Genomic DNA, 23807 nt, shown 5'->3' with positions numbered 1-23807 from the left:
TATATCGACTTACCAACAACTTTCGACAATCGCATCATAAAAAAAAATTGCCGGAATTAATCCGGCAATCTTTTATTACTTACGTAACTCCGCACCAAACTTCTCTTCTACCGCTGTTAATACACGGCTATGTGCTTCTGTTACTTCTTCGTCTGTTAATGTACGTTCTGCATCGAAGTAGTTCATAGAAAATGCAAGTGATTTCTTGCCTTCTTCCATTTTTTCACCTTCGTATAAGTCGAATAGTGTTACTTCTTTTAGAAGTTCTCCGCCAGCTTCAGCAATTACTTGCTTCATTTCACCAGCTTTTGTTTCTGCTGTTACTACAACAGCCATATCACGTGTCATAGATGGGAAACGTGGAATTGCTAAGTAGTAAGTTTCCTCAGCGTCTGCACCGAATACTTTTGCAAGAGATAATTCGAATACGAATGTATTTTTCACATCTAATTGTTTTTCTGTTTCCGGGTGCAATTGACCGATGAATCCGATTGCTTCACCATCTAATACGATGTCAGCTGTACGGCCTGGGTGCATACCTTCACGTTTTGCTGGTGCATAAGTGATTTGGTTTGCAACGCCAAGTACGTCGAATAATCCTTCTAATACACCTTTAACAACGAAGAAGTCTACAACTTTCTTCTCACCTTGCCATGCATGGTGAAGAGCAAGACCTGTCATAACACCTGCAAGATGTTGTTCTTCTTTCGGAAGTTCTCCTGCTTCTGTTGGTAAGAAGATAGAACCTACTTCATATAAAGCAACGCTATCGTTTTTACGTGCAACATTGTATGAAACTGCTTCTAACAATTGTGGTACTAAGCTTAAACGAAGTTGGCTACGCTCTTCGCTCATTGGAAGCGCAAGATTTACAGGAGCTTTTTCGTTTGGTTCAACCATGTATTGTTTCGCTTTGTCAGCACTTGTTAATGAATATGTGATTGCTTCATATAAACCAGCACCTTCTAGGAAGCGGCGTACTTTACGACGTTTCGTTTGTGCTGATGTTAATTTACCACGTGTCATTGTTCCAGATGGTAATGTAACTGGAATGTGATCATAACCATACAGACGACCTACTTCTTCTACTAAGTCTTCTGAAATTGTAATGTCAGGACGACGTGCCGGTACATTCACATGGAATGTTCCTTCTACTTCTGTGAATGGGAATTTTAAGTTTGTGAACATTGTACCCATTTCACTCGCAGCAATATCTGTACCTAATACACGGTTTACTTTTTCAGCAGTAACAGATACTGTACGTTCTTGCACTTGTAAGTTATCAGCTTCTACTACACCTTCAAGTGCTTCTCCGCCAGCATATTTTGCCATTAAAGCAGCTGCGTGTTGAATCGCTTCAAATGTACGTGTTGGGTCGATTCCTTTTTCAAAACGTGCACTTGATTCGCTACGAAGACCTAAGTCTTTTGATGTACGGCGCACTGTTTGACCTGCAAAGTATGCAGACTCAATTAGAACGTTTACTGTCTCACTATCAACTTCAGAATCCGCCCCGCCCATTACACCAGCAACAGCTAAAGCTTTTTCACCGTTTGTAATAACAAGGTGGTGGCTTTGTAATTTACGCTCTTGATCATCTAATGTTTGAATCCTTTCGTCTTCTTTAGCTAGACGAACAACGATTTCTTTTGAACCTAATTTATCGTAATCGAATGCATGTAATGGTTGACCGTATTCCATTAAAATGTAGTTTGTAATATCAACTACATTACTAATTGGACGAATGCCAGCTGCCATAAGGCGAGTTTGCATCCACATTGGTGATGGACCAATCTTTACGTTCTTCACCATTTTTGCAATGTATAACGGGTTTTCTTCTTTCGCTTCTACACTTACAGAAATGTAATCAGCTGTTTTTTCTGCTGATTCTTGTAAGTTGATAGCTGGAAGTTTTACTTCACGGCCGTAAATAGCAGCTACTTCATATGCAACACCTAACATGTTTAAGCAATCTGCACGGTTTGGTGTTAAACCAAGCTCAAGCACTTCATCATGTAAGTTTAAAATTTCAAGTGCATCTGCACCAACTTCAGCGTCACTTGGGAAGATGAAGATACCGTCTGCATATTCTTTCGCAACGAATTTTCCATCAATACCAAGCTCTTGAAGAGCACAAACCATACCGTGAGAAGCTTCCCCGCGTAGTTTTGCTTTTTTAATTTTGAAGTTACCAGGAAGTACAGCGCCAACTTTTGCAACTGGTACTTTTAAACCTTTTGCAATATTAGCAGCTCCACAAATAATTTGAACTGGCTCTTCTTCACCAATATCGATTAAACATTTGCTTAATTTATCAGCTTCTGGGTGTTTTTCACATTCTAATACGTGACCAACTACAACACCTTTTACACCTTTATTTAATACTTCAACACCTTCTACTTCAATACCACTTTTTGTGATTTTGTCTGCTAGTTCTTGTGCTGTTACATCTTTAATATCTACATACTCTTGTAACCAACGATATGATACGAACATATTTATCCTCTCCTTCCCTTACGCTCGTTTGAATTGTTGTAAGAAACGTACATCATTTGTATAGAAATGACGAATGTCATCTACGCCGTATTTCAACATTGCGATACGCTCTGCGCCCATACCGAATGCGAAACCTTGATATTCTGTTGAATCATAACCAGCCATTTCAAGTACGTTCGGGTGAACCATACCTGCTCCTAAAATTTCGATCCAGCCAGTCCCTTTACAAGTGCCACAACCTTTACCGTGACACATCATACAAGAAATATCCATCTCTACAGATGGCTCTGTGAATGGGAAGAAACTTGGACGAAGACGGATTTCACGATCTTCACCGAACATCTTTTTCACGAATACTTGCAGTGTACCTTTTAAGTCACTCATGCGAATGTTTTTATCAATTACAAGACCTTCAATTTGCATGAATTGGTGTGAATGCGTCGCATCATCGTCATCGCGGCGATACACTTTACCAGGACAAATAATTTTAATCGGTCCTTTTTCTTTATTCTTTTCCATCGTACGTGCTTGCACAGAAGATGTATGTGTACGTAGTAACGTTTCTTCTGTAATGTAGAATGTATCTTGCATATCACGCGCTGGATGATCTTTCGGTAAGTTTAATGCTTCGAAGTTGTAGTAGTCTTTTTCTACTTCTGTTCCTTCAGCTACTTCATAACCCATACCGATGAATACATCTTCAATTTGTTCAACAACTGCTGTTAACGGATGGTGACAACCTGTTTCAACAGGACGACCTGGCAGTGTAACATCAATTGTTTCAGTAGCTAATTTCGCCTCAATTACTGCTTTTTCTAAGTTGCCAATTTTGTCTTCTAGACGCGTTTGAATCGCTTCACGTACTTCATTTACTAATGCTCCCATACGTGGACGCTCTTCTGCTGATAATTTTCCCATGCCGCGTAATACTTCTGTAATTGGACCTTTTTTCCCTAAATACGCTACGCGTACGTCGTTTAAGCCCTTTAGCTCTTTCGCTTCTTCAATAAGCTCTAACGCTTTTTGCTTTAGCTCTTTTAAACGTGCTTCCATTTGGAACCCTCCTAATTTTAAAAATAAAAAAACCTCGCTCCCAAAAAGGGACGAGGTAAATTCGCGGTACCACCCTAAATTGACAGAACAAGTCTGCCCACTCATTAGTTATAACGATCAATTCTGACCGGAACGCCTTTACATATAAATGGTCCTGGCGCCAACTCCAGAGGTGAATTCACTTCCATCTACCATAAGAATGCTTTCAGTCTACGGCACTCTCTCCCTATATGGCGATTTTGTAAGCTACTCTTCTCTATCAACGTTTTTCGTTATTTAACTTTTATTGTATGTTCATTACGAACATATACTTCAACTTATTATAAGAAGTTTTTTATTTGTTCGCAACTGGGCTTTGTAAATAATACGTTAAAATCCCTGCTGCAACCGCAACATTTAATGATTCTGCCCCTCCGTAAATCGGAATATACAAGTTTTGATCCGTTTTCGCAAGAATTTCTTGGCGTACGCCACTTCCTTCATTTCCTACAATTAATGCAAAACTTCCAGCCGGGGTTACTTCACCAAATGGAACTCCATTTTCAAGAGCCGTTCCATATACAGGGACGTTATTTTCTTTTAACTTGTCTACCCATTCTTCTAAATTCCCTTTTACAACCGGTAAATGGAAAATAGAACCCTGTGTAGAGCGTAGTACTTTACTATTATAAACATCAACGCACCCTTCTCCAAGCACAACGGCATGAATACCAGCTGCATCAGCTGTACGAATAATCGTTCCCAAATTACCTGGGTCTTGAAGGCCGTCTAATAAAAGAAATTTCCCATCAGTAAGAGCTACTTCTTTCTCATGTTTCTCACAAACAGCAAATACGCCTTGCGTTGTTTCTGTTTCGCGAAGTACTTTTACAATTGCTTCAGGCACAATATACATTTCAACATCATTAACTGTCCAATCTTTCGGAAGATCTGTCTGATCTGAAACGATAAGTTCTGTTACAACTCCTGCCTTTAACGCTTCCTCTACTAAATGGAATCCTTCTACAAAAAATAAACCTTTGTTATCGCGCTCTTTTTTCGTCTGCAGCTTTTTCCACTGCTTCACACGCGGGTTTTGTACTGAATCAATGTTTTTCATAATATGTATTTCCCTCTCTTCTTGTCTTATCATTATAGCCTATTTTTCATACATATTTACATTAAAAAGAACAAAAACTAACGTCAGTTTCAATTCTGAAGAAGAGGTGAAGATAATGAGTTTTAATTTACGCGGCGCTGTATTAGCGAATGTATCTGGAAATTCACAAGACCAATTACAAGAAACGATTGTCGATGCAATTCAAAGCGGTGAAGAAAAAATGCTTCCAGGTCTCGGCGTTTTATTCGAAGTCATTTGGAAAAATGCTGATGAAAATGAAAAACACGAAATGTTAGGAACACTGGAGCAAGGATTAAAAAAATAAACAATAAAAGGTCACCTTAGAAAAAAAACTAAGGTGACCTTTTATGTCTATAAAATTTTTCTTCTCCTAAACATTTCTACTTTACTAACGCTGATTGATGGAGTACAATGTTCAAAATACATTTAAACCGATCGATTTTCTTCATATACATCATTAGATAAAGTGAAACTTTAATCAGTGGGGGTTTTGTTCATCCCCACTGATTATTAGTTGAACCAATCGGGCTTTTACGGGCAGTCGATCTCCTACCTAACTTCCTCGCATTCGCCAAATTTTGAGGTGGGAGTCTTACTGCCCGTTAAATCGGGATAAAAGGAGTGAATGTTTTATGCACCGTATTACGCTTGAACAAATTTTTAAACATCACATTACGCAAAAATATGTAAACCGTTCTGGAATGGTCCACGCGATTGCTGTCGCTTACCATGCGTTTCACTTAGCCAAAAAACATCACGCCTCAGTCGATACTGCGACAAAGGCTGGCTTCCTTCATGATATCGGACATCATACGTGGTACACAGGCGGCGAATGGGACTATGACTTGTATAAAAAGAATGATATACATGCGATTAAAGGGGCAGAAAGATCTCATAAATTGCTTATTAGATTAGGAGAACATCCGAAACTAGCAAAAGAAATTTCTGTTGCAATTCTTCTGCACACTGATTCTTTCCTAGTAGAACAAACACTTGAAAGAACACCTCTACAAAACGTTATTAAGTGGGCGGATGAAGCCGATGAAGAGCCAGGCGGCGCACATCATTATAGAACGATTTCTTATGAAAAAGCATTGAAAGCAATTCAGCAATTAGACCGATTGGTAGAACGTGAATTACAAATAGAGCAAAAGAAATCGAATGACAAGGCAGAACATAGTTATCAATGAGAAAGAGGCATCACTATAGGGTGATACCTCTTTTATTATTTTGCGAAAAATACACCTTTGTATGTAATATTTAAATGTTACACTCAAAAGCGAAATACTTTATAATTAAATATACAAATATAAAGAGGTGATTTTACAAATGCAACCCGCTACACAACTTTCTAATGAACAGAAATACTCTATGTCATGGGGACAATTTATTAGCTCCGTTTTATTCGCTTTTTTCGGAACCGGACTTATTACTGTGTTCCTCGCAATGCCCTTAACAATTTATACAGCCGGTCTTACAGATAAAAAACAAATTGCCCTGTATGAATCTATTGCAAATACTGGAAGTATCGTATTACAACTAGCCGTGTTGTTATTCTTCATTTTTAAATTCGAACCCGCAAAAAAATTACTACTAAAATCTTTTAACTTTAAAGTACTTAAAGAATGGCGTACATACGTATACTTACTTCTTTTCTTCGCTATAAACATTATACTCAATTACATCTTGTTAAATTATGTGTTCCAAGACGCAACAAAGCAGCAATCTTCCGCACTAAACTTAGACGTTTTTAAGCAGTATCAAATATTATTACTTCTCGGCTTCGCTATACTCACACCAATTTTTGAAGAACTTATTTTCCGTGGCTTTATACTTCGCTTCTTCTCAGAGCGCTTTCCATTTTGGATTGCAGCCATCATAACAAGCTTCTTCTTCGGTATCGCTCATACATACTCACTTGGAGTAATGGTAATTACTTTCTTCATGGGATTATTAATGGCTATTTTATGTAAAAAAACAAAATCCATTATTCCAGCTATTTTATTTCATATTATGAATAATATGTTGGCATTCTTGAGTTAAAAAGAGGTATCATCGCGATACCTCTTTTATTAATTCGTATCATCACTTCTCATTTCTATCAATTTATACATATTCATTAATAATATCCAAAATAAACCTCATACAGTAAAATATAACTGATTGCATAGAAGGAGATTATTTATGTCGAGCTTACTTTGGATTTTTTATATGCCACTTCTTGTTTTATGCGGATTTTTCGGTGATATTTTTTTAATTATTACTAGCATTAAACATCTTAAATTATTTGTGGGTTTAATGGGGCTACTTAGCCTATCTTTTGTCACACTACCTTTTGTTTTTTGGGGCATGGGGGTGAATAGCGATACGATCCTCCCTATTTCAACTACTTTATATTGGATACTGTTTTCTTTAACTGGATTATTGGCAGGATTAAATGGATTACAGGCAAAGATTAAAGGTATACGTAACATGGGATTCATTATTTTTATCGCTGGCATATTAGGGGTTATTTTCTGGGTACTTATGTCTGTAGGGGATTCATTCTATATCTAATATTTTTTAGACAGCCACAAATCGGAGGTAATACAGAAGTGTTTGGAATATTAACTTGGACTATTTTGGCTCTTACTTTGATGTTATGCGAATTCATCGTGGGCATTTTTTTAATTGTTGCTGGAATTAAATATCGAAATTTTTTTACATTCATAGCAGGATTGATTTGCATATTGCTTATCGTTGTTCCTATCATTTGTATAGGTTATGGAATAGACATAGAGCAGATGATCCCAATTTCAGGAACTTTATATTGGTGTCTCTTCTCTTTAGCTGGACTATTAGCTATTATAAGCGGAAGACAAATATCAAGTATTCGTTCTATGGGGACGATTTTGTTTATAACAGGATTATGCTCTGTGAGTGGTTATCACCTTTTATATCTCACTCTTTAAAAAGATAAAAAAGCAGGGAAATTAATTCCCTGCTTTTTTATTTCGTTTATTGCCTGATGGTAAGAAGAACGATAACACCCAAGCAATACCGGCTAATATTGTTGCAATTAAGAAGGCATCATTAATACCGTTAATTGCAGATAGCTTTGAAATTTGTCCGAATAATAGTTGCGTGCTCATCGCATCTCCTGCTTGAGCTGATCCGGCTAATGCCGCTAAGCTTTGGCCCATACCGTGTACTTTATCAACTAAAATTGGGTTTGATGTTGTTAACATGTTGCCGTAATCCGCTACGTGAGCAGTCGTTTGTTGCGTCATAAGTGTGATTAATATCGCTGTTCCAATTGAACCAGCTACTTGTCTTGACGTATTTTGCGTTGCTGTACCGTGAGAAATTAATTTCATCGGCAGTGCGTTCATACCAGCTGTCATAATTGGCATCATAATGAATGACATACCAATTGAGCGTATAATATAATCCGTCATAATAACGCTATACGGTGTATCCATCGATAACGTTGTAAATTTATATGTCGCAAATGTTGTAATGGCTAATCCGACAATTGCTAACGGACGAATACCATACTTATCAAATAGTTTACCTGCAACTGGTCCCATAATTCCCATAATTAATGATCCTGGAAGAAGTAATAAACCAGATTCCATTGGCGTAAAGCCGCGAATATTTTGCAGATATACAGGAAGTAATAACATACCTCCGAATAAGGCCATCGTTACAATCGCGTTAATTACTAATGTGAAAGTGAACGTCGGATATTTAAATACTTGTAAATCAAGCATTTTATTGTCCGTTGTTAACTCTCTCCAAATAAATACTGCTAAACCAATGACACCGATGATCATTGTTATAACAACTTCTGCACTAGTCCAGCMATTATTTCCAGCTTCACTAAATCCGTACAATAAGCTTCCTAGTCCAATACTTGAACTAATAACACCAAATACATCTAACTTTGTTTTAGACACCGGCTGTGCTAGTGTGAAGAATTTTAAAGATAAGAACGTAATAATTAAACCGATCACAAACATACCGTAGAACATTAAGTTCCAGCTATAATTTTCAATTACCCAACCTGTTATAGTTGGTCCGATAGCTGGTGCTAAAATCATCGCTACCCCTAGTAACCCCATCGCTGCTCCGCGTTTATGAGGCGGGAATAATGTCATGAAGATATTCATACCAACTGGCATTAAAATACCTGCACCGACCGCTTGAATAATGCGGCCCGTCATCATCATTGTAAAGTTACCTGATGTAGCACAAATGATAGATCCTACCGTGAAAAATAACATTGCCGCTACGAATAATTTACGATACGTAAATCGTGAAACTAAAAAGGCACTAATCGGCACTAAAATTCCGTTTACAAGCATGAAGCCTGTAATTAACCATTGGGCCGTTGAAGTTGATACGTTAAATTCGTTCATTAACGGAGGCAATGCAACATTAATGATCGTTTGATTTAAAATAGAAATGAACATACCGAGAATTAATACAGTTACAACTGCCTTTACATTCACATTCTCTACCGGCAATTGTCTCTTCAGCATTTCTTTTTCCTGTTTTACTTGCTCTTGCTTCCCTGTTTCTAATTCCACTACGTTAGAAGCTTCTGTTTCTTGTTTTTGTTCAATTTCTTTCTCTTCTGTTTCTAACTTACTTACTTCTATTTTACTTACGGCTGGGACTTGTTCTTCTCCCACGTTCGTTTTTTTCTTTCGTAAAAGACGATTTACAAGGAAGAAGACGATTATACAAAATAGTGCATATCCTACAATTGCAATTGAGGACATCTCATCTCCCCCTTACTTATGAATACGAACTGACACATTCATTCCAGGAACAATATTTACTGATTTACTATGGTCTAAAGAAATTTTAACTGGTACAACTTGCTTTACTTTCGTATAGTTCGCTGTTGCGTTACTTGATGGTAACATTGAGAATGTATTTGCTGTTGTTAATCCAACTTGTTCTACTTTTCCTGTTAACGTTGTATCTGGGTATGCATCTACATACACATCTACTGTTTGGCCTTTTTGAACATCATCAATAGTTGTTTCTTCAATGTTTGCTGTTACCCATAAGTTATTCATATCAAATGCGTAAGCAATTGGGCTACCCGCTCCAACGAACGCATTTGTTGTTGCGTTTGATTGTACAACTGTTGCATTTTGCGGAATCGTTACGTCTACTGTTTGCTCACCATTTGCTCCTGCTACAGTAACAGCACCTAATTTATCGTTCTCATTGTAGTTTTTTCCTACTTCTGCTTTCCAGTCAGTTAATTTACCCGCTATTGGTGATGCAATTGGAATTACCTTCCCGTCAATTTTTGCATTGTCTGTTTTTAAATAGTTTTCCGTTTGATTGTAATAGTAATAACCGCCGATACCGCCGCCAACTAATACAATTAATGTGATAATGTTGATAATTATCATTCTTCGAAACTGATTCATTGCATTCCTCTCCTTATATCGCATATAATTTTTTTCTAAACTATTTACATCCTTAGTGTTTATATTGTTTAATTGTTAATTATATTAACCTTTAAACAAAAAAAGCACACCTTTTACGACGCAAACTATGTTTTGTCTGCATCCTAGCGGTGCTGATTTCTAAAGGACTATCGTTTATAATTATAAATAATTATCACGAATCTACAACCAACAATTTAAATCTATATGTTGTTTAAACAACATTACACCATAAATGTGTTGTTTAAGTTTAAAAAATTAAACGAGGTGAAGTAAAAATGTCTATTAAAAATACAAATGATCCACGTGTAAAACGAACGAGACAACTCATACAGGATGCTTTTGTCGCTTTAGTAGGCGAAAAGGGCTTTGAAAATGTAACTGTGCAACATATCGCGGAACGTGCTCCTGTAAATCGTGCTACATTTTATAGCCATTACCATGATAAATATGATTTATTAGAAAAAAGCATAGAAGAAATGTTAGAAAAACTAGCTGAAGTAATTAAACCACAAAAACGAAATAAAGAAGATTTTCAGCTCACATTTGACTCACCACATCCAACCTTTTTAGCTTTATTTGAACATATAGCAGAAAATGTAAACTTCTATAACGTGATGCTTGGTGATAAAGCCGCTGGAAATTACTCTTATAAAATGATGAAAACAGTCCAAACACATTTAACATTAAGCTTATCTATTTCACAGCCTGATGATGAAGAACTCATGGTTCCTCGTGACATTCTTATTAGTTATGTTACAGGGGCTCATATCGGAATGATTATGTCATGGTTAAAAAGAGGCATGATTTATACCCCGCATTTCATGGCAATGCAATTAACTCGCTTAATTATTTTAGGCGCCCATACTGCAGCAGGATTAGAAAGACCATTTTAAAAATGGAAAAAGCGAAGGAAATTATCCTTCGCTTTTTTCTATTAATTAAATGTAATGTTATGTACAGCCTCTTTATCAAGACGTTTAATAACTTCTACAATTAATTTCACTGCGTTTTCATAATCATCACGATGTAACATCGCTGCATGAGAATGAATGTAGCGTGTCGCAATCGTAATTGCCATAGACGGAATACCATTTACAGAAATATGAATTGCTCCTGCATCCGTTCCCCCGCCCGCTACAGAATCATACTGATATGGAATTTGTAATTCATCAGCAACATCAACAACGAAATCACGTAAACCTGTATGACCAATAACAGAAGCATCATATAGAATGATCTGCGGTCCATCACCCATTTTACTTTGTGCTTCTTTTGCTGTTACACCTGGTGTATCCCCAGCAATACCAACATCTACAGCGAATGCGATATCTGGCTTAATATAGTTTGCAGATGTTTTCGCACCACGAAGACCAACTTCTTCTTGTACAGTCCCAACGCCGTATACAACGTTTGGATGCTTTTCATCTTTTAATTGTTTTAATACGTCAATTGCAATTGCACAACCAATTCGGTTATCCCATGCTTTTGCAAGTAACATCTTTTCATTCTTCATCACTTGGAATTCGAAGTACGGTACAACTTGATCTCCTGGTCTTACGCCCCACTCCATCGCTTCTTCTTGGCTAGAAGCACCAATATCGATGAACATATCTTTAATGTCAACTGGTTTTTTACGAGCTTCTGGAGGTAAAATGTGCGGTGGTTTTGAACCAATTACACCTGTTACATCTCCTTTACGCGTTACAATCGTTACGCGCTGTGCAAGCATAACTTGCGACCACCAGCCACCAACCGTTTGGAAACGAAGGAAGCCTTTGTCATCAATTTGCGTAATCATAAAGCCAACTTCATCTAAATGACCTGCAACCATAATTTTTGGGCCGTTTTCTTCCCCAACTTTTTTCGCAACTAAACTTCCTAAATTATCAGTAGAAAGTTCATCTGCAAACGGCTCAATATATTTCTTCATTACTTCACGTGGTTCACGCTCGTTACCCGCAATACCGCGTGCGTCTGTTAATTCTTTTAGCATTGTCAATGTCTCGTCTAATTTTATCATTGYCAACACCCTCCTTTTTCTTCAGTCACTTTATTATACAAAAGGAAATTGAAATATTCAAAAATTAAATTAGTATCCTTGTGTTTGACGCTGATGATTTACTTCATTTTTATCTAAATATGCTTTTTCAATTTCTTCTTGTTCAAATTCAAGCGCTTGTCCAAGGCGAAGATAGCTTGTAAATAGTTCAATATAATTCGTGATAGAAGGTTGATCTGTAAAACGAATTACTTTCGCATATGTGTCTAAGAAAATTTCCACTTGTGTTTTATTCGTTTGCGCACATTTATAGAATAAGAAGTTTTTATCAATTCCTAAATCGATTCCGATTGATAAAATAAAATGTAAACCATCTACGTATTCTTCTAATATTACTTCACGTTCTGACGCTGGTTTATTGCTCCAATATTTAAAACAACGTGTTTCATTTGCAAGTTCTCCAATTTCTACAAGAAGAGCTAACATTTTTTCTTTTAACAATTTCTTCGGTTGTAAGTCATGCTCTTTCACAATACGGTCATCTAATTCTTTTTGTAATTTAAATAGTTGTAGTAAGTCCATTCTATTGTCCTCCTCCAACATCGCATTTTCCGCAACAATGTTGTTTCATCTCAAAGTTCATTATTATTTTTCATTTCTTATTAACAAGTCAGCTACCTACATCTTTATAAAGATAGCTTGTCCTTAATTTGCAAATACGTTTCAATCATCACTCATAGATTGTTCACTTGATGAAAGTTCCATATCATCTTTCCATTATAGCAGTGTCGTTTCTGCTAGGAAAGATACACTTCTTCACGAATGAGTTCAAATAAAAAAAGTCAGGAGGATTCTCCTGACTTCATATGTATATTCTTTTATATCGCTATAGCTTTTATATTGATTTTGTCATATCGATAACGACACGCCCGTTAATCTTTCTTACTTTCATGTAAACGCCTCTTCGTTATCGTTACAAAAGTTCTTACAAGCACATCTTAATATACTAGAGAGAAATAAATCATTTAATTGTGACGACACTAAGCGGGAAATTTCACAAGTTATTGAATGGTTATAATGAATACAAATAAAAAAACCTTAGAAGAAAGATCTTCTAAGGTTTTAAACAATTAGTTAATGTTGTTTTTTGCAACTGTTGCTAATTCAGCGAAAGCTTTTTCGTCATGAACAGCTAAGTCAGCAAGCATCTTGCGGTTAACTTCGATGCCAGCATTTTTTAAACCGTGCATTAAGCGGCTGTAAGAAAGACCATTCATACGAGCTGCTGCGTTGATACGTGTAATCCATAATTTACGGAAGTCACGTTTCTTTTGACGACGGTCACGGAATGCATACATTAGAGATTTCATAACCTGTTGGTTAGCAACCTTAAATAATGTACTCTTAGAACCGTAGTAACCTTTTGCTAATTTTATAACTTTTTTACGACGTTGACGAGTAACTGTACCACCTTTTACTCTTGGCATAATATTACCTCCTAGTTTGTTCTATATATCAGCCGAACTTATTTTAAGTTGTCAAGCATTTGACGAATGCGTTTGAAGTCACCAGCGCTAACTACACCAGCTTTACGTAGTTTACGTTTAGCTTTTGTAGATTTGTTAGCGAATAAATGGCTTGTGTAAGCGTGAGAACGCTTCAGTTTACCAGATCCAGTCTTTTTGAAACGCTTTGCAGCGCCGCGATGAGTTTTTTGTTTAGGCATAGGTATTTCCTCCTCTATCTATTACTTATCGTTTTTCGGTGCTAAAACTAAGAACATACTGCGTCCTTCCATTTTAGGCTTAGATTCAATTGTACTAACTTCAGCACAAGCTTCTGAGAAGCGATCTAAAACACGTTGACCGATTTCTTTATGAGTAATGGCACGTCCTTTAAAGCGAATTGACGCTTTAACCTTGTCGCCTTTCTCTAAAAACTTGACAGCATTACGAAGTTTTGTGTTAAAGTCATGTTCATCAATTGTTGGACTTAAACGAACTTCTTTCATGCTAATTACTTTTTGATTTTTGCGCTGTTCTTTTTCTTTCTTCTGTTGCTCAAAGCGGAATTTACCGTAGTCCATAATGCGGCATACTGGCGGTTTCGCATTTGGAGCAACCAATACTAAATCAAGATTAAGACCTGCAGCTAAGTCTAAAGCGTCATTACGAGACTTGATTCCAAGTTGATCGCCGTTTGCGCCAACTAAGCGTACTTCACGTGCACGAATTTGCTCGTTAATCATCATATCCTTGCTAATAGTAAGCCACCTCCAAGGTTTTCTTAGAATACGTTTTGCAATTGTAGAACCCGAACAAAAAAAGTGCGGGCACACGGCACCCACACTTGTAATATCTTTAGTAAGAAATACATTTACCTGCTAACTGCGAATGCGTCCATCAGGTGAGAAGCGGGTGCTTCTACTTGTCAAAACCATATTCTATTATCCTTGATGAGTTTATCATAGGACATGACGTCTGTCAAGAAGACGCGATGTGTTTTACTAACAACAAGAAATATTGTAACAAACAACCAGCATACTTGCAATACTTTTTTATGATAAGTATTGTTTGGTTATTTTTTCTAGATTTTCTTTTTTATAATACATAAAAAAGCCGCGGTATACCGCGGCTCTTTCTTATCGTTTTCCTTCTACTTTAATCATGTCAACAAACGCATCTAATGCGATTGTTTCTGATTTTTGTTCACCATATTTACGTACGTTAACGCCATTTTCAGTAACTTCATTGTCACCTACTACAAGCATGTACGGAATCTTTTGCATTTGTGCTTCACGGATTTTGTAACCAATTTTCTCTTCACGAGTGTCTAATTCAACACGGATACCAGCACGTCGTAATTCATCTTGTACTTTCTTCGCATAATCTAAATGTACTTGCGGAGAAACTGGAATTACTTGTGCCTGAACTGGAGCTAACCAAGTTGGGAATGCGCCTTTGTATTCTTCAATTAAGAAGGCTACGAAACGTTCCATAGTTGATACAACACCACGGTGAATTACAACTGGACGATGTTGTTTACCGTCTTCACCAACGTAAGCTAATTCAAAGCGTTCTGGAAGTAAGAAGTCTAATTGTACAGTTGAAAGTGTTTCGTCTTTTCCAAGAGCAGTACGAACTTGAACGTCAAGTTTCGGACCATAGAATGCCGCTTCACCTTCAGCTTCATAGTAATCAAGACCCATTTCATCCATAGCTTCTTTTAACATACCTTGTGCTTTTTCCCACATCTCATCATCAGCATAATACTTTTTAGTATCTGCTGGGTCACGATAAGATAGACGGAATGAATAGTTTTCTAAACCGAAATCTTTGTACACTTCTAAAGTTAAGTTTACAACACGTTTTAATTCTTCTTTAATTTGATCTGGACGAACGAAAATGTGCGCATCATTTAAAGTCATTCCGCGTACACGTTGTAATCCAGATAATGCTCCAGACATTTCATAGCGGTGCATTGTTCCAAGTTCCGCAATACGGATTGGTAATTCACGGTAGCTGTGAATATCATTTTTATAAACCATCATATGGTGAGGGCAGTTCATTGGACGAAGAACTAACTCTTCATTATCCATTTCCATTGATGGGAACATGCCATCACGGTAATGGTTCCAGTGACCAGAAGTTTCATAAAGCTCTCTACTTCCTAATACTGGAGTGTATACGTGATCATAGCCTAAGCTTGCTTCTTTATCAACGATATAACGCTCGATAATACGGCGAATTGTTGCACCTTTTGGTAACCAAAGTGGTAAACCTTGTCCTACTTTTTGGCTATTAGTAAATAGTTTTAACTCTTTACCTAATTTACGGTGGTCGCGCTCTTTCGCTTCTTCAAGCATACGTAAGTGCTCATCTAATTCTGCTTTCTTAACGAATCCAGTACCGTAAATACGTTGTAACATTTTATTATTGCTATCGCCGCGCCAGTAAGCACCTGCAACGCTTAATAATTTAAACACTTTAATCTTCCCTGTAGATGGAAGGTGAACACCACGGCAAAGGTCGAAGAATTCGCCTTGCTCATAGATTGAAATAACTGCATCTTCTGGAAGATCGTTAATTAAATCTAATTTTAACTCATCGCCGATTTCTTCAAAGCGACGAAGTGCTTCTGCACGTGGTACTTCATGACGAACGATTTCTAAGTTTTCGTTCACGATTTTTTGCATTTCTTTTTCGATTTTCTTGAAGTCTTCAACTGTAATTGCTTCTTCCATATCAATATCGTAGTAGAAGCCATTTTCGATTACTGGACCAATGCCAAGCTCAAGCTTAACATCTTTATATAAACGTTTTAACGCTTGTGCTAAAAGGTGAGCTGTTGAGTGGCGTAAAATATATAAGCCATCTTCAGAATCTAATGTAATAATAGACACTGCACCATCTTCTTCGATTGGTGTAACAAGATCGATCATCTCATCGTTTAATTTTCCAGCCACAGCTTTTTTCTTTAAGCCTGGGCTAATAGAAGCTGCGATTTCTTCAGTTGTTACTCCTTTTGGAAACTCCTTCACAGCTCCATCAGGGAAAGTAATTTTAACTACATCTGCCATCACTGGTCACTCCTCTTTTTTTTCAAAATAAAAAACACTCATCCCATAAAAAGGGACGAGTGTTGAATTCGTGGTTCCACCCTTGTTCCAATTAACCTTATTGTTAATTGCTCAAGTTCAACATAACGGTGTTGTCCGTTAGCAATTACTAGAAAAACGTTCACTGCTAAAGTTTAGAGGTGGTAAGTAATAATCTCGTAATAGGAAGCTCACACCCTAAGGCTTCCCTCTCTGAAAATCGTAGAAAACTACCCATGTCCTCATCATAACATTTCGATATATTTCATTTATGTAGGTAATTATATGCTCAAAAACTTAGAAAATCAAGGGCGTTACCTTTATTTTTTAAATTTTTCACGTTGCGCTCAAATTCATGTAATCCATGTAGTTGCACTCGTTCCTGAAATACATTTCGCAAAGTAATAATCATATTATGATCTTGTTCTTTCGTATATAAATAAATCTTTTTCGGCGAAATAGAAAGAAGTGGTGCAATTACTTTCGTATCAATATATACATCCTGTTTCTTTAATAATTCTTCATCTATATATTGAACCAATTTATCCTGTTTTAAACGTCTACCTTTATCATCATAGAAAATAAAACTTTCATCAAAAATAAGATGCACACAGGACAAACGTGATTTCCGGCTACTTACTTGTTGGCGAAGTGTCTCAATGAACATTTGATATTCCTGCTCCATCTTATACTCATCAATTGCAACTTCAGCAAGCCTAGCTATCATTTCCCTATATGTACGAAGACGAAAACGAACGTATGATGAAAACGAGAATGAGAGCGGATCACAAAGCCAATCATTCAAAGACGACGCAATATAAGATTCAAATTTTTGACGTGTTAAATCACGAGCTACTCCTTTTCTTCTTTCCTTTAAAATCTCATGTGCCATATGCAATATTTGATGACACTCTTCTTGTTCTTCATAAAAAAACTTTTCCTTTAAAATGGTGTGAATCCATTCATTTTGTTTCACATTCATAATGAAATATAGTAATACTGGCAATAAAATCTTTTCAATATAATTCGATTCACATAATGGTATATGGATAACAACCTTTTGTTCGTTTAAATATACACTTGTTTCCTTATATAAGGATTCCGTTCTTTTCGTTAGTTGTCTGTATACGTGCACAGCATCATTTTTTTCTTCGAAGCAAATTTCAATCACTTTTGTCCCCCCTTTTATCCCCGCTCTAAAGGATTGCATCTATACGTTACAAATCCTATAAGAGTCCGATCTATGGAAGTTCACTCTTAGTAGAAACCTATCTCCCATTGTTAGAACATCCACTCGATATGGCTTGCTAATTTTATATATATTAAGGGAGGGAGAAAAAAATGATACAAGCTACTCTGAAAAAATGATTAAAATAAAGTGAAACTTTAATCAGTGGAGGTTTTGTCCATCCTCCACTGATTATTAGTTGAACCAATCGGGCTTTTACGGGCAGTTGATCTCCCACCTAACTTCTTTGCTTTACAGCCGAATTTTGAGGTGGGAGTCTTACTGCCCGCCAATAGCGGGATAAAAAAGAGCAAGCTTCTCAGCTCGCTCTTTACTTATTACGACGGTTCTTCCCGCCAATTGGGATTGGCTTCGCTAAATATTTAATTCGTTCCATAATACGGGCCGCTTTCATCTCTTCTGCTTCACCGCGCTGTGTATACGTTAAATGATGTTCCAACTGTTTGAAATCAAAATTAGATGTAAAGAACGTCGGTAAGTTTTCCAACATACGGAACTGTAAGATTGCACCGAGTACATCATCACGTACAAAACTTGACATCGCTTCTGCCCCGATATCATCTAACATTAATACTTGTACACGTTTGACAGCATCAATCTTTCCGCTAATCGAATTATCTTGAATCGAACTTTTGATTTCACGTAAAAATTCAGGGAAATATACGAGCATCGAACTAATTTTCTTTCGCGCAAGCTCATTTGCAATTGCCCCTAAAAGATACGTTTTCCCTACACCAAATTTACCGTACAAATATAAACCTTGTGCTTTTTTACCTGGTTCGTATGTGTTTAAAAATTCATTCGTTGCACCTATTGCATCAATACGTGCATCTAAATCTGAAGGATCTAATTTTTCCATAGTTGCCTGCAAAATGTCAACTGGCATATATACACTTTGAACAAGTTTTTCATATTTTTTTCTCTCATCATATGCTACTTTTCTAATACAACGATCATATTGAATATCAATCATCTTACCTTGGATGACGAGCTTCGGCTCATATCCTTGTAGCATATTTTTACATGACCCTAAATCTGGACAATCCGCACACCCTACACTTTGTCCAATATATTCATATAACTTCACAAGACTTCGTTCAATCATAGAAGTCGTTACTTCACCTTTATGTTCGTCTATAAATTCTTTCACACGAGGGTGCGCCATCACTTCTGCCTTTAAGACTTCATATCTATTTTTAAAGTTTTTATTTTCCATTAATTTCGTAAATGAATTTTGAATATGCTCCATTTTCTCACCTCAAAGAGCGTTCATTTTCTTTTATTAATCACGCTTATATTTTTTCAATACTTCTTCTAATCGTTTCCGTTCATCTTCTAACGTACTTGCATCTTTTTTCGCACTTACGTCATTTTTTACAGGTTCTTTCTCTTCTTCTTTCGACTCTTCTTTAAGCCAATCTGGTACCATTTCTTTTCGCACTGTTTTCTTCGCTGTACGACCTTTTTTCTTCGTCTCAGCCCACTCTTGATATTGACGATTCTCTTCTTTCGCTAGCGCCATCGCCTCGCCTACTGTACCGACCTTTTTTCGCGCCCAATGTCCAGCAATCTTCTCGACATACGTTTTAGCAAGCTTCATATCTGAGCGTAGCATAACGTAATAAATAAGTACATTCACAACCCCTGGCGTTAACTTTTGGTTTATCATTACATCCTCAACGATTTGCAAGTCCGCTTTCGTCGCCTCTGCACCGCCTGAAATCTCTTTCAATAGTTGTTTTGGCGAGATTTCCTCTAACTGCTTCATTAGCATCTCTTCTTGTGTAGATGGCTCTTTCTCTTTCATTGTACGAGCAGCATGAGGTTGCACTCTTTCACTTAATACAGGTAACGCTTGACCATTTTCGAATTGATACCAATCGCGTGCTCCCTTCCGAAGCCTTTCGATATCAATTGTTTGTATCTCTGTCACTGCGCCAAGAACGATATTTTGCATCGATAACACATCCACACCGTACACATAAGCGAGTGTAATGACACATTCTCTCACTTGATCTGTAATCGCCTTTTTAGGCACAAGCGCTGATAGTCCGTCTACAAATAAAGAGAAATCAAAGAAATCATTCCAAACTTTCGGAGCATCCCCATTCTCGTTACTTGGCATAATTGTCGTTTTCGGGATACGCAGTTCTTCTTGCGCATATTCAAACTGACCTGGGTTAAACGAATCAAATATATCGTTGAAGGAGCGCGTAACATTTTCATAAGAAGCAAAATCGAATTCTTCTTCTAAGAAATATTGTTTTACTTGGTTGTATTTTGTCCGACTCAAGCGATTATATAAAAAGATACTTAAAACAATATCATCAAAAAACTGCTTCGGAGATAAAGGTGGTTGCAATTCATATATGAACATTCGAATATCTTTTTCTTTCTTAATATATACATTTAAAAGACCAATCGCTTCTAACTTTACTCGTTCCCCATATATTTCAGGAAGTTGCATTTGCATAGTCACCATAAGGGAGTGATGTGTATTCTCTTTTCCAAACACACGATCTTGCTCTAACTCTCCCCATAGTGTCATGTATAAGCTAAAAGCTCTACTACCTATTAACGGCTGATACAACATCGTTAATACTTTCCGGTCGTAATTATGTAACAACCCTTTCGCACTTACTTTATAACGATCAATCGGCAATAGCTCCATCCATGACTGTTTTTCCATTCTTGCCTTTCCTTTCTCTCATCCAATCTAACCTACATTTCACTCGTTCTATCTTTATTATATAATTTATTAGCGAAAAAGAGCTATTAGCTTCCGCTTCTAGCTCTCTTATCTCGTTTACTTACAGTATATAAAGAGATTCCTTCTACTCTCTCTCTTTTTGCAGTATATCTTTTAATTCTTCAATAAATACATTTAAATCTTTAAATTGACGATACACAGAAGCAAAACGTACGTAAGCAACATCATCAATATCACGAAGTTCTTCCATAACAATTTCACCAATCATATCACTTTTCACTTCTGATATACCTAAGTTACGAAGTTCACGCTCCACACTTTGTGTTACTTCCTCTAACTGCCTTAAAGATACAGGTCTTTTTTCACACGCTTTAATTAAACCGCGTAAAATTTTCTCTTTATTAAACTCTTCTCGTGTTCCTTCTTTTTTAACAACGATAAGAGGTGATTCTTCTACTCTTTCAAATGTCGTAAAGCGACTTAAACAACTTTCACACTCTCTTCTTCTTCGAATAGAGCGCCCCTCGTCTACCGGGCGCGAATCTAACACTCTTGTTCCATTATGAAAACAGGATGGACAACGCAATTCATTCACTCCTTTACACTATAATCTTTATTCTTTCGCTACTCACCTACATGTGAAAATATATATACAATATTATATAACTCATTCTTCTATAATGACCACTCTAAGTTATTACATATCGTGATCCTATTTTATATAAACTAAAAAAGAGGTGCATTATACACCTCTTTACATTTTAAATCAATTATGTTCTTTTTTAAAGAGCTTTTGTTTCTCTCTGCTTAATTTCGAAGCTACCAGTGCCTCGAGGAAGCTCGATGCTCTCACGCGTTTTCGCGTTTAAACCTTCTGCAATATATTCTGCAGCAACATTTGGATCAATACGATCCCCACAAGTATAAACATCAATACTTGCGTAACCGTGCTCCGGAAAGCTATGAATTGTTAAATGTGATTCCGAGATAATTACTACTCCACTTACACCTTGTGGTGCAAATTTATGAAAAGCAACCTCACGTACTTCAGCACCAGCTCTTAGTGCTGCATCCACAAATAATTGTTCAATATACGGCATGTCATTAAGCTTGTCGAAATCGCAATCCCAAAGTTCAGCGATTACGTGACGACCCATCGTATCCATAGTATCCATTCTACAGTTCCCCCTTGTAAATTTATTCTAACTGTTCGAATTGAAAACTAATTTGCAATTTGGCTTGCTCCACTACCACGGGGGAAAGTTAGTCCAGAGAGGTCCTAACCCTTTAAGTAGTGACTACGTACCTCAGCTCTTAAGTTTACGAGTGTTAGTATACTTTGTTTATTTTCATTTTGCAACAACAGTTTTTTCGATTTTCTGTCATAATTTCCTCTTTACTTTTCCCTAAAAAAAATAAACGATTCACAAATACAGTAATCACAACGTTTTTGGTCTGTCCACTATTTGAAAATATACCCATATAATTTTTTTCTTTTCAGAAAAAAATAAAAAAAGAGAGCAAATATTCACTTGCCCTCTCCCTTATTCACTTAAATATGTTGCACATTTTCTTGTTTTGCTAATTCATCAACAACTAACGTTACAAGATCTACAACACGACGAGAGTAGCCCCACTCGTTATCATACCAAGCAAGTACTTTCACTTTACGATCACCCATTACCATTGTAGATAAACCATCAATAATAGCTGAGTGTGTATTTGTATTAAAGTCGATAGACACTAAAGGCTCTTCACTAAATTCTACAATTCCTTTTAACGCACCATCTGCAACAGTTTTGAATGCTTCATTAATATCTTCAACTGTTACATCACGTTTTACGTCTACTACTAAATCAACAAGAGACACGTTTGGTGTTGGTACACGAAGTGCCATACCATGAAGTTTTCCATTTAAATGCGGAAGCACTTTTGCAAGCGCTTTCGCAGCACCCGTCGTTGTAGGAATGATTGACTGTCCGCAAGCACGTGCTCTTCTTAAATCTTTATGTGGGTTATCAATGTTTTTTTGGTCATTTGTATAAGCGTGAACAGTTGTCATTAAACCGTTTTCAATTCCAAACTGCTCATCTAACACCTTTACAACAGGTGCTAAACAGTTTGTTGTACAAGATGCATTTGAAATAACGGTATGTTTTGTAATATCTAATTGGTCTTCGTTCACACCAACTACAATTGTTACATCTTCATTTTTACCAGGCGCTGTTAAAATAACTTTTTTCGCTCCAGCTTCAACGTGAAGAATTGCTTTTTCTTTTGAATTAAATTTACCAGTTGCTTCAATTACAACTTCAACACCTAGATCTGTCCAAGGCAATTCCTTTGGATCACGGTTGTTTAAAAGGCGAATCATTTTCCCATCTACTAATAAGTGATCTTCAAATGCTTCCACTGTTCCGGCAAACTTACCGTGTACTGTATCATATTTAATTAAATGTGCTAACGTTTCGGACGGATAGCTTGCATTGATTGCTACAATTTCGAATGCGCTTTCTTTTATTGCTTGACGAAACACCATTCTCCCAATACGTCCAAATCCATTAATTGCCACACGAGTCATAATATGTTATCCCCCTTGAATGCGTTATACTATTTATCTCAAATCCCAATATTAGTATAACACAAAAAGAAGGAATGTCACTAAGCATTTTCATTAATTTCACAATTTTTTAATCAATAATGTTCCACTTCTTTAAAATCACCTGTAATTGTGTTTTCGTTTCCATAATTGTGCCATCATTATTTATCACTTCATCTGCATTCTTCACTTTTTCTTCTAATGGCATTTGAGATTGAATACGCACCGTTGCTTCTTCTTCTGAAAAGTTATTTCGTTTCATTAAACGGTCTAATTGTGTATTCGGCTTAACCGCTACAACTAAAACGCGATCAACGAGACTCGTTAATTTACTTTCAAATAAAAGAGGAATATCTAACACAACCGCTTGCACACCTTCTTTTATGTACATTTCCTTTTGCATATTCATTTCCTCACGCACTGCCGGATGAACAATTTTATTTAACTGCAATCGTTTTTCTTCATTATAGAAAACGACACTTCCAAGCTTCGGGCGATCCAGCTCCCCATCTTCTTGTAACACTTCCGTTC

Annotated in this window: 24 protein-coding genes and 3 other annotated features; of the genes, 6 read left to right on the top strand and 18 right to left on the bottom strand. The window is 36.7% G+C overall.

All coding sequences use genetic code 11. From position 1 onward, the window contains the following. Positions 1–75 precede the first annotated feature (75 nt). From pheT to AC1DTM_RS07880, 3 genes are all read right to left on the bottom strand, one after another. Positions 76–2496 (bottom strand): phenylalanine--tRNA ligase subunit beta, encoded by a 2421-nt coding sequence (pheT, locus tag AC1DTM_RS07890; RefSeq protein ID WP_016106311.1) that lies wholly within the window; start codon positions 2494–2496, stop codon positions 76–78. A gap of 18 nt (positions 2497–2514) precedes the next feature. Next, a complete protein-coding gene (pheS, locus tag AC1DTM_RS07885; protein WP_016106312.1) occupies positions 2515–3549 on the bottom strand; it encodes a phenylalanine--tRNA ligase subunit alpha in 1035 nt (344 codons plus the stop codon). A 43-nt stretch (positions 3550–3592) separates the two neighbouring features. Beyond that, positions 3593–3821 (bottom strand) — a binding site (T-box leader). Between the two features lie 62 nt (positions 3822–3883). Then, positions 3884–4681 (bottom strand): TrmH family RNA methyltransferase, encoded by a 798-nt coding sequence (locus AC1DTM_RS07880; protein WP_002160277.1) that lies wholly within the window; start codon positions 4679–4681, stop codon positions 3884–3886. A gap of 82 nt (positions 4682–4763) precedes the next feature. On the opposite strand from AC1DTM_RS07880, the gene sspI reads away from it, so the two are divergent. From sspI to AC1DTM_RS07855, 5 genes are all read left to right on the top strand, one after another. Then, positions 4764–4973: a small acid-soluble spore protein SspI gene (gene sspI / locus AC1DTM_RS07875; protein ID WP_000009511.1), complete on the top strand. Its 210-nt coding sequence runs from the start codon at positions 4764–4766 to the stop codon at positions 4971–4973. Positions 4974–5301: 328 nt separating this feature from the next. Continuing rightward, positions 5302–5859: an HD domain-containing protein gene (locus tag AC1DTM_RS07870; protein ID WP_016106313.1), complete on the top strand. Its 558-nt coding sequence runs from the start codon at positions 5302–5304 to the stop codon at positions 5857–5859. Between the two features lie 139 nt (positions 5860–5998). Then, positions 5999–6712, top strand: a complete 714-nt coding sequence (locus tag AC1DTM_RS07865) for a CPBP family intramembrane glutamic endopeptidase (RefSeq protein WP_016106314.1) — start codon at positions 5999–6001, stop codon at positions 6710–6712. 141 nt (positions 6713–6853) lie between these two features. Beyond that, positions 6854–7225 carry a DNA-binding protein gene (locus AC1DTM_RS07860; RefSeq protein WP_088099561.1) on the top strand — a complete coding sequence of 124 codons (372 nt, stop codon included), beginning with the start codon at positions 6854–6856 and terminating at the stop codon, positions 7223–7225. Between the two features lie 38 nt (positions 7226–7263). Next, positions 7264–7620 carry a hypothetical protein gene (locus tag AC1DTM_RS07855; protein ID WP_016106316.1) on the top strand — a complete coding sequence of 119 codons (357 nt, stop codon included), beginning with the start codon at positions 7264–7266 and terminating at the stop codon, positions 7618–7620. Positions 7621–7641: 21 nt separating this feature from the next. Here AC1DTM_RS07855 and AC1DTM_RS07850 read toward each other — a convergent pair whose 3' ends face one another. Continuing rightward, on the bottom strand, positions 7642–9435 hold the full coding sequence (locus AC1DTM_RS07850) for a DHA2 family efflux MFS transporter permease subunit (protein WP_477000141.1): 1794 nt from the start codon (positions 9433–9435) through the stop codon (positions 7642–7644). A gap of 12 nt (positions 9436–9447) precedes the next feature. Then, positions 9448–10101: an HlyD family secretion protein gene (locus tag AC1DTM_RS07845; protein WP_016106318.1), complete on the bottom strand. Its 654-nt coding sequence runs from the start codon at positions 10099–10101 to the stop codon at positions 9448–9450. Between the two features lie 296 nt (positions 10102–10397). Between AC1DTM_RS07845 and AC1DTM_RS07840 the strand changes: the two genes are divergently transcribed. Further along, positions 10398–11015, top strand: a complete 618-nt coding sequence (locus AC1DTM_RS07840) for a TetR/AcrR family transcriptional regulator (RefSeq protein ID WP_002067422.1) — start codon at positions 10398–10400, stop codon at positions 11013–11015. Between the two features lie 41 nt (positions 11016–11056). On the opposite strand, the gene AC1DTM_RS07835 is transcribed toward AC1DTM_RS07840, so the two are convergent. From AC1DTM_RS07835 to coaE, 13 genes are all read right to left on the bottom strand, one after another. Further along, a complete protein-coding gene (locus AC1DTM_RS07835; RefSeq protein WP_016106319.1) occupies positions 11057–12142 on the bottom strand; it encodes a M42 family metallopeptidase in 1086 nt (361 codons plus the stop codon). 69 nt (positions 12143–12211) lie between these two features. Beyond that, positions 12212–12703, bottom strand: coding sequence for a dUTP diphosphatase (locus tag AC1DTM_RS07830; RefSeq protein ID WP_000365057.1), 492 nt, complete (start codon positions 12701–12703; stop codon positions 12212–12214). A gap of 548 nt (positions 12704–13251) precedes the next feature. Continuing rightward, positions 13252–13608: a 50S ribosomal protein L20 gene (gene rplT, locus AC1DTM_RS07825; RefSeq protein WP_001138364.1), complete on the bottom strand. Its 357-nt coding sequence runs from the start codon at positions 13606–13608 to the stop codon at positions 13252–13254. A 38-nt stretch (positions 13609–13646) separates the two neighbouring features. After that, positions 13647–13847: a 50S ribosomal protein L35 gene (gene rpmI / locus AC1DTM_RS07820; RefSeq protein WP_001125945.1), complete on the bottom strand. Its 201-nt coding sequence runs from the start codon at positions 13845–13847 to the stop codon at positions 13647–13649. Between the two features lie 21 nt (positions 13848–13868). After that, positions 13869–14372: a translation initiation factor IF-3 gene (gene infC, locus AC1DTM_RS07815; RefSeq protein WP_002015470.1), complete on the bottom strand. Its 504-nt coding sequence runs from the start codon at positions 14370–14372 to the stop codon at positions 13869–13871. 63 nt (positions 14373–14435) lie between these two features. Further along, positions 14436–14556: a sequence feature (ribosomal protein L20 leader region), on the bottom strand. 206 nt (positions 14557–14762) lie between these two features. Beyond that, positions 14763–16700: a threonine--tRNA ligase gene (gene thrS / locus AC1DTM_RS07810; RefSeq protein WP_002160268.1), complete on the bottom strand. Its 1938-nt coding sequence runs from the start codon at positions 16698–16700 to the stop codon at positions 14763–14765. Between the two features lie 48 nt (positions 16701–16748). Continuing rightward, positions 16749–16976 (bottom strand) — a binding site (T-box leader). A 31-nt stretch (positions 16977–17007) separates the two neighbouring features. Continuing rightward, a complete protein-coding gene (gene ytxC / locus AC1DTM_RS07805) occupies positions 17008–17889 on the bottom strand; it encodes a putative sporulation protein YtxC (RefSeq protein ID WP_002112187.1) in 882 nt (293 codons plus the stop codon). A 388-nt stretch (positions 17890–18277) separates the two neighbouring features. Further along, positions 18278–19216 carry a primosomal protein DnaI gene (gene dnaI, locus AC1DTM_RS07800; RefSeq protein WP_088099562.1) on the bottom strand — a complete coding sequence of 313 codons (939 nt, stop codon included), beginning with the start codon at positions 19214–19216 and terminating at the stop codon, positions 18278–18280. Between the two features lie 33 nt (positions 19217–19249). Next, positions 19250–20656 (bottom strand): replication initiation and membrane attachment family protein, encoded by a 1407-nt coding sequence (locus tag AC1DTM_RS07795; RefSeq protein ID WP_002160267.1) that lies wholly within the window; start codon positions 20654–20656, stop codon positions 19250–19252. Positions 20657–20801: 145 nt separating this feature from the next. Next, complete coding sequence (nrdR, locus tag AC1DTM_RS07790) at positions 20802–21263, bottom strand: transcriptional regulator NrdR (protein WP_001203686.1); 462 nt, start codon at positions 21261–21263, stop codon at positions 20802–20804. Between the two features lie 196 nt (positions 21264–21459). Next, complete coding sequence (gene speD / locus AC1DTM_RS07785) at positions 21460–21843, bottom strand: adenosylmethionine decarboxylase (RefSeq protein WP_002003660.1); 384 nt, start codon at positions 21841–21843, stop codon at positions 21460–21462. A gap of 386 nt (positions 21844–22229) precedes the next feature. Next, positions 22230–23258, bottom strand: coding sequence for a glyceraldehyde-3-phosphate dehydrogenase (locus tag AC1DTM_RS07780; protein WP_088099564.1), 1029 nt, complete (start codon positions 23256–23258; stop codon positions 22230–22232). A 109-nt stretch (positions 23259–23367) separates the two neighbouring features. Further along, on the bottom strand, positions 23368–23807 hold a 440-nt coding region (gene coaE / locus AC1DTM_RS07775), incomplete at its 5' end, for a dephospho-CoA kinase (protein WP_477000140.1).

The organism is Bacillus sp. P4_D3, assembly GCF_056401855.1.
Note: the sequence above shows the minus strand (reverse complement) of the source record. Positions and strands in the feature narration are given on the sequence as shown.